Raw genomic sequence first — 5,233 nt, 5'->3', positions numbered from 1 at the left:
AGCCGTTTTTCCATTTCAGGGGTTCTAGGGATTTTCCGTCCAAAAACGACAAAGTGCTCTGGAGGCCCCGCCGTCTGTGGCCTCCAGAGGGGTATTACTTTTTTCGAGATCCCTATTTGGGCTCTGTTTGAGTAAGATTTAGTCTTTTTGGGCTAAATCCATGGCATTCGAAGAACGTGTCCAAATCTTGTCCGAGGCAGAACAAGATGAGTTATATGGACCCCCCGCTTTCACCTCCGCCGACCAACGCTTCTTTTTCTCGCTGAACGATAAGGAACTGGCGATCGCTAAAAGCCTCCGTCATCGGGGCCAGCGTTACATGCTGGTGGTACTGCTGGGCTATTTCAAAGCCAAGCCGGTGGTGCTGAATCCCGGCTTTCATCAGATCAAGCAGGACCTCAAATACGTTTATCAAACCGTTCTACCAGGCCCAGGCTGTAGACCCTTTAATCTCACGCCAAAAGAGAACGAACGGATTTACCAACGTGTTTTCCAGCTCTGCAACTACCAGCGCTGGAATGTCAAAGACCATGGAGCGGCGTTGAGAGATTACTTATCCCAGCAAGCCAGAGCCTGGACAGCGCCTAGGCACCTCTTCGATGCGGCCAATGAATATTGTTCGGGGCAGAAGATCGCAATCCCTGCCTACAGCACGCTGCAAAAGATCATCAGTCAGGTGGTGGGAGACGAACAGGAACACATGGCCGCGCACCTTGAGCGTGCAATGTCACGCGGTCTTAAGCAAGCACTGGCGGAGCTCGTGAACGGCACAGGTCCACTGCCGTTCCGACAGTTGCGACAATCGGCTCGTAACTTCACCGGAACCGAGTTGGAGAAAGAACTGATTGTCTATCGCCATATCCAGCATTGGATGCCGGAAGTGGATCTGCTGTTGAGCACGCTATCACTGTCGCAGAAAAATCTGCAACACCTGGCAGAGAAAGTCGACTACTACGGTGCCAAACTGAAACGTCAAACCGTAGGCAGCCAATGGCTGTATTTATTGTGCTATCTTCAAACGCGATGGCAGCAAGCGCTGGAACGTATTGCCGATGGCTTTGTGCATCATGTCAGACAGACCAAACAGAAGGCAAAGGATTATGCGCAGGAAGCGGTGTTTAAGGATTGGCAAAAAGCAGCTAAAAATGTCAGCAAGGCAGCTGAAGTACTGCACCTGTTCATTGATGACAGCATTGATCTGCAACTACCGTTTGCAACAGTAAGACAGCAAGCACTGAGCCTGCTGACCAAAAGGGATCTGGAATCTGTATGTCTCTTCCTGAACGAGCAGCGACGATCGGTCGATGAAGCCATGTGGCAGTACTGCGACGAGAAAGAAAGTCTGCGGAAAGGTTTGCTGCGAGAGTTGTTCCTATGTCTGCGCTTCGAAGGCTGCGACGGCACCCAGCACTTAGCGGCCGCCTTGGCGAAAACACAAAACGAACTCAACGGCCAGGACGCTCAGTTGCAAACTGCCGACACCAGACTCCTTTCCAAAAAATCACGTGAATTCCTGCTGGATGGTGAAGGGAATATCCTGATCGATCGTTATGAGTGGTTCCTCTATCAACAGATTCCTGATCGCCTGAATGGCCAGCTGACGCTGCCTGATATCACTAAATACCGGGCACTCGACGCCGACCTGATCGACGGGGAACATTGGCGAAAAAACAAATATACGCTGCTTCAACAGAGCCATTTTACAAAATTAGCGGAGGAGCCTGAAAAGCTGATCAAACAGATGGCCATGGAATTGGATACCCGTTTGTACGAAGTCGGCGAATATCTTGAACAGGAAGACAACCGGAATATCATCTTGCGTAATCCGCAGGGTAAACGCTTCTGGCGCCTGCCTTCGGCCAGCAAACATCATCTGGTCAACAATCCCTTCTTCCAGCAAATTCCCACAACGGGGATTGCGGATGTACTGCGCATGGTTGATCGTGACACCGGTTTCATTGACTGCTTCGCTCATGTGCTGGGTTCCCAATCCAGAAGCCGTTCCCATGAATATGACCTGTTGGCAATTCTGGTCGGCAATGCAACCAATCAAGGCATTTACGGCATGGCACAGATCTCTGATCGTACCTATGATCAGCTCAGCACTATCCAGGCGAACTATCTTCGCCTGGAAACATTGAATGCTGCTAACGACAACATCAATAACGCGACAGCCAAGCTACCCATCTTCCGGTACTACAACATCCAGGAAGATGTGATCCACGCCAGTGCCGATGGTCAAAAGTTCGAAGCCCGGCGCGAGACCTTCAAAACCCGTTATTCGTCGAAGTACTTTGGCACTCAAAAAGGTGTTTCTGCCATGACCTTGATCGCCAATCACGCTGCGATCAACGCCAGAGTGATCGGCGCCAACGAACATGAATCGCACTACATCTTTGATTTGTTGATGAGCAATACGTCAGACATCATTCCGGATGTGCTCTCAACCGATACCCATGGGGTGAACCATGTGAACTTCGCGTTACTGGATCTGTTCGGATACCAGTTTGCCCCACGCTATGCCCAGGTTGGCAAAGTGATCAATGACATGTTTGATGTCAAGGAAGACAAAGAACACCGAATTCAGCTGTGCTTAAAAAAGCCAATCAATACCCATCGTATTGCGCAGCACTGGGATACCATCCAACGGATTGCAGTATCACTTAAGCAGCGGAAAACAACGCAAGCCACCTTGGTGAGAAAGCTCTCGGAGTACAAGCGCAATCACCCGCTGCTGGAAGCCCTGACGGAATACAATCGCCTGGTGAAAGCGAATTATCTACTGTGCTACATCGATGATGCCAGTTTAAGAAACTATGTTCAGCGCGCGCTGAACCGGGGAGAGGCCTATCACCAACTGCGTCGGGCCGTGAGCAGCGTCAATGGGGATCAGTTCCGGGGCAGTTCAGACGAAGAAATCCAGCTATGGAATGAGTGCGCTCGCCTGGTCACCAATGCCATCGTTTACTTCAACTCCAGGATACTCAGCCAGCTGTTGACCAGCTTCGAATACCAAGGAGATACCAAGAGAATAGATATCGTCAAACAGGCATCCCCTGTGGCCTGGCACAACATTAACCTCAAGGGGACTTACCACTTCGAATTGAGCGAAAAATTGCCAGATCTGGAGGAGCTTATGCGCTCAATCGAGGGATATTTACCCGTCAGCGAAAAGTAATACCCCTCTGGAGGCCACGGACGGCGCGGCCTCCAGAGCACTTTGTCGTTTTTGGACGGAAAATCCCTAGAACCCCATTTTGCCATTCAGATGTGCCGCGAGATCGGATTACCTCTGTTTCCGGGTTTTAGTGCCGAGGCCAGAGAAACTCTCCTCCACTACCGTTGGCCGGGCAATATTCGTGAACTGAAAAACGTCGTGGAGCGATCCGTTTACCGGCATGGAACCAGTGATTACCCGCTGGATGAGATAATCATTGACCCCTTCCGCCGCCACACTACTCAGCCGCAGGCGCCGGAAACTAAACCGATGTCTGTAGGGTTACCGCTGGATCTGCGTGAATTCCAGCAGCAGCAAGAGAAAGACTTTCTACAAACCAGCTTACAGCAGGCAAAATTTAACCAGAAAAAAGCCGCTGAATTACTGGGTCTGACTTACCATCAGCTTCGCGCTTTGCTGAAAAAACACCAGATTTAACGCACATTTGCAGATGTCATATTGGCGGATTTGACGCATAACCTCATCAGGGTTTACCATGACGCCATTACTGTATAAAAAAAACAGGTACAAATATGGCTCTGGCACTCGTTGGCGAAAAAATTGACAGAAACCGTTTCACCGGTGAGAAAATTGAAAATAGTACATTTTTTAACTGTGATTTTTCAGGTGCCGACCTGAGCGGCACTGAATTTATCGGCTGTCAGTTCTATGATCGTGAAAGCCAGAAAGGGTGCAATTTTAGTCGTGCGATGCTGAAAGATGCCATTTTTAAAAGCTGTGATTTATCCATGGCGGATTTTCGCAATTCCAGTGCGCTGGGCATTGAAATTCGCCACTGCCGCGCACAAGGCGCAGATTTCCGCGGCGCAAGCTTTATGAATATGATCACCACGCGCACCTGGTTTTGTAGCGCATATATCACGAATACCAATCTAAGCTACGCCAATTTTTCGAAAGTCGTGTTGGAAAAGTGTGAGCTGTGGGAAAACCGTTGGATAGGTGCCCAGGTACTGGGCGCGACGTTCAGTGGTTCAGATCTCTCCGGCGGCGAGTTTTCGACTTTCGACTGGCGAGCAGCAAACTTCACACATTGCGATCTGACCAATTCGGAGTTGGGTGACTTAGATATTCGGGGCGTTGATTTACAAGGCGTTAAGTTGGACAACTACCAGGCATCGTTGCTCATGGAGCGACTTGGCATCGCGGTGATTGGTTAGCATTCACGGAGCGGTAAGTACCGCTCCCGCCCTTATACAATAGTGTCCGCCCTTGCCTTAAAAGTCACTTTCGACGCACAGATCGTAAACGTTAGAGGGTTCCGGTCCCCCCATCAGAACACCAGACCTGACCAGACGTATAGCTGTTCTCCCGAGCGGCCAGGGTGACATAAAGCGGCGCGATTTCCACCGGTTGACCAGGGCGTCCCAGCGGCGCATTTGCCCCAAATTTCTCCACCTTTTCCTGCGGTTGACCACCACAGCACTGCAGTACAGTCCAGTATGGACCCGGCGCGACGGCATTGACACGGATCCCTTTCGGGGCCAGCTGTTTCGCCAGCGATTTAGTAAATGCCACGATAGCTGCTTTAGTCTGAGCATAATCAAGCAAGATTTCACTTGGCTCATAAGCCTGTACGGAGGAGGTATTAATTATCACGCTGTCTGGTGAAAGATGGGGTATGGCCGCTTTGGTGATCCAAAACATAGCGTAAACATTGGTTTTGAATGTTGCGTCGAAGTCTTCTGTGGTGAGTTCCTCAATTGACTCACAAAATTGCTGACGACCCGCATTATTGACGAGGATATCCAACCCTCCCAGTCCTTTTACCGCCTGTGTTACCAGATGACCGCAAAAAGCCTCATCACGGATATCTCCGGGGATGGCCAAAACATTTCTGCCTGCTTTTTTTATCAGATCGACCACTTCACGCGCATCGTCTTCTTCTTCAGGTAAATAGTTAATCGCAACATCAGCGCCTTCACGAGCATAGGCAATAGCAACAGCACGACCAATCCCTGAATCCCCACCGGTAATTAAGGCACTGTTGCAAAGTTA

General features: G+C 50.1%; 2 protein-coding genes and 2 pseudogenes. 3 read left to right on the top strand and 1 reads right to left on the bottom strand.

Going from position 1 to position 5,233, the window contains the following annotated elements; translation table 11 throughout:
* The first annotated feature begins 160 nt into the window (after nucleotides 1–160).
* The 3 genes and pseudogenes from F0Q32_RS25760 (at nucleotide 161) to F0Q32_RS25750 (ending at nucleotide 4,395) form a co-directional block, all read left to right on the top strand.
* The gene (locus F0Q32_RS25760) at nucleotides 161–3,178 is read left to right on the top strand and encodes a Tn3-like element IS3000 family transposase (protein WP_004199413.1); all 3,018 of its coding nucleotides are present in this window, start codon (nucleotides 161–163) and stop codon (nucleotides 3,176–3,178) included.
* 75 nt (nucleotides 3,179–3,253) lie between these two features.
* Nucleotides 3,254–3,655 (top strand): annotated as a pseudogene (locus F0Q32_RS25755) (helix-turn-helix domain-containing protein); the annotation flags it as partial.
* Between the two features lie 95 nt (nucleotides 3,656–3,750).
* Nucleotides 3,751–4,395, top strand: coding sequence for a quinolone resistance pentapeptide repeat protein QnrB1 (locus tag F0Q32_RS25750; protein ID WP_014386481.1), 645 nt, complete (start codon nucleotides 3,751–3,753; stop codon nucleotides 4,393–4,395).
* A 91-nt stretch (nucleotides 4,396–4,486) separates the two neighbouring features.
* On the opposite strand, the pseudogene F0Q32_RS25745 reads toward F0Q32_RS25750, so the two are convergent.
* Nucleotides 4,487–5,218 (bottom strand): annotated as a pseudogene (locus tag F0Q32_RS25745) (SDR family oxidoreductase); the annotation flags it as partial.
* Between the last annotated feature and the right edge of the window lie 15 nt (nucleotides 5,219–5,233).

This window comes from Pseudocitrobacter sp. 73 (genome assembly GCF_008369545.1).
GTDB lineage: Bacteria > Pseudomonadota > Gammaproteobacteria > Enterobacterales > Enterobacteriaceae > Pseudocitrobacter > Pseudocitrobacter vendiensis.
The sequence above is the reverse complement of the archived record's forward strand: the minus strand, read 5'-3'. Positions and strand labels throughout refer to the sequence as shown.

Excerpts from the sequence above, each read along its gene's own strand:
- F0Q32_RS25750 (WP_014386481.1), top strand. The coding sequence starts at position 3,751 with ATGGCTCTGGCACTCGTTGGCGAAAAAATTGACAGAAACCGTTTCACC.
- F0Q32_RS25760 (WP_004199413.1), top strand. The coding sequence starts at position 161 with ATGGCATTCGAAGAACGTGTCCAAATCTTGTCCGAGGCAGAACAAGAT.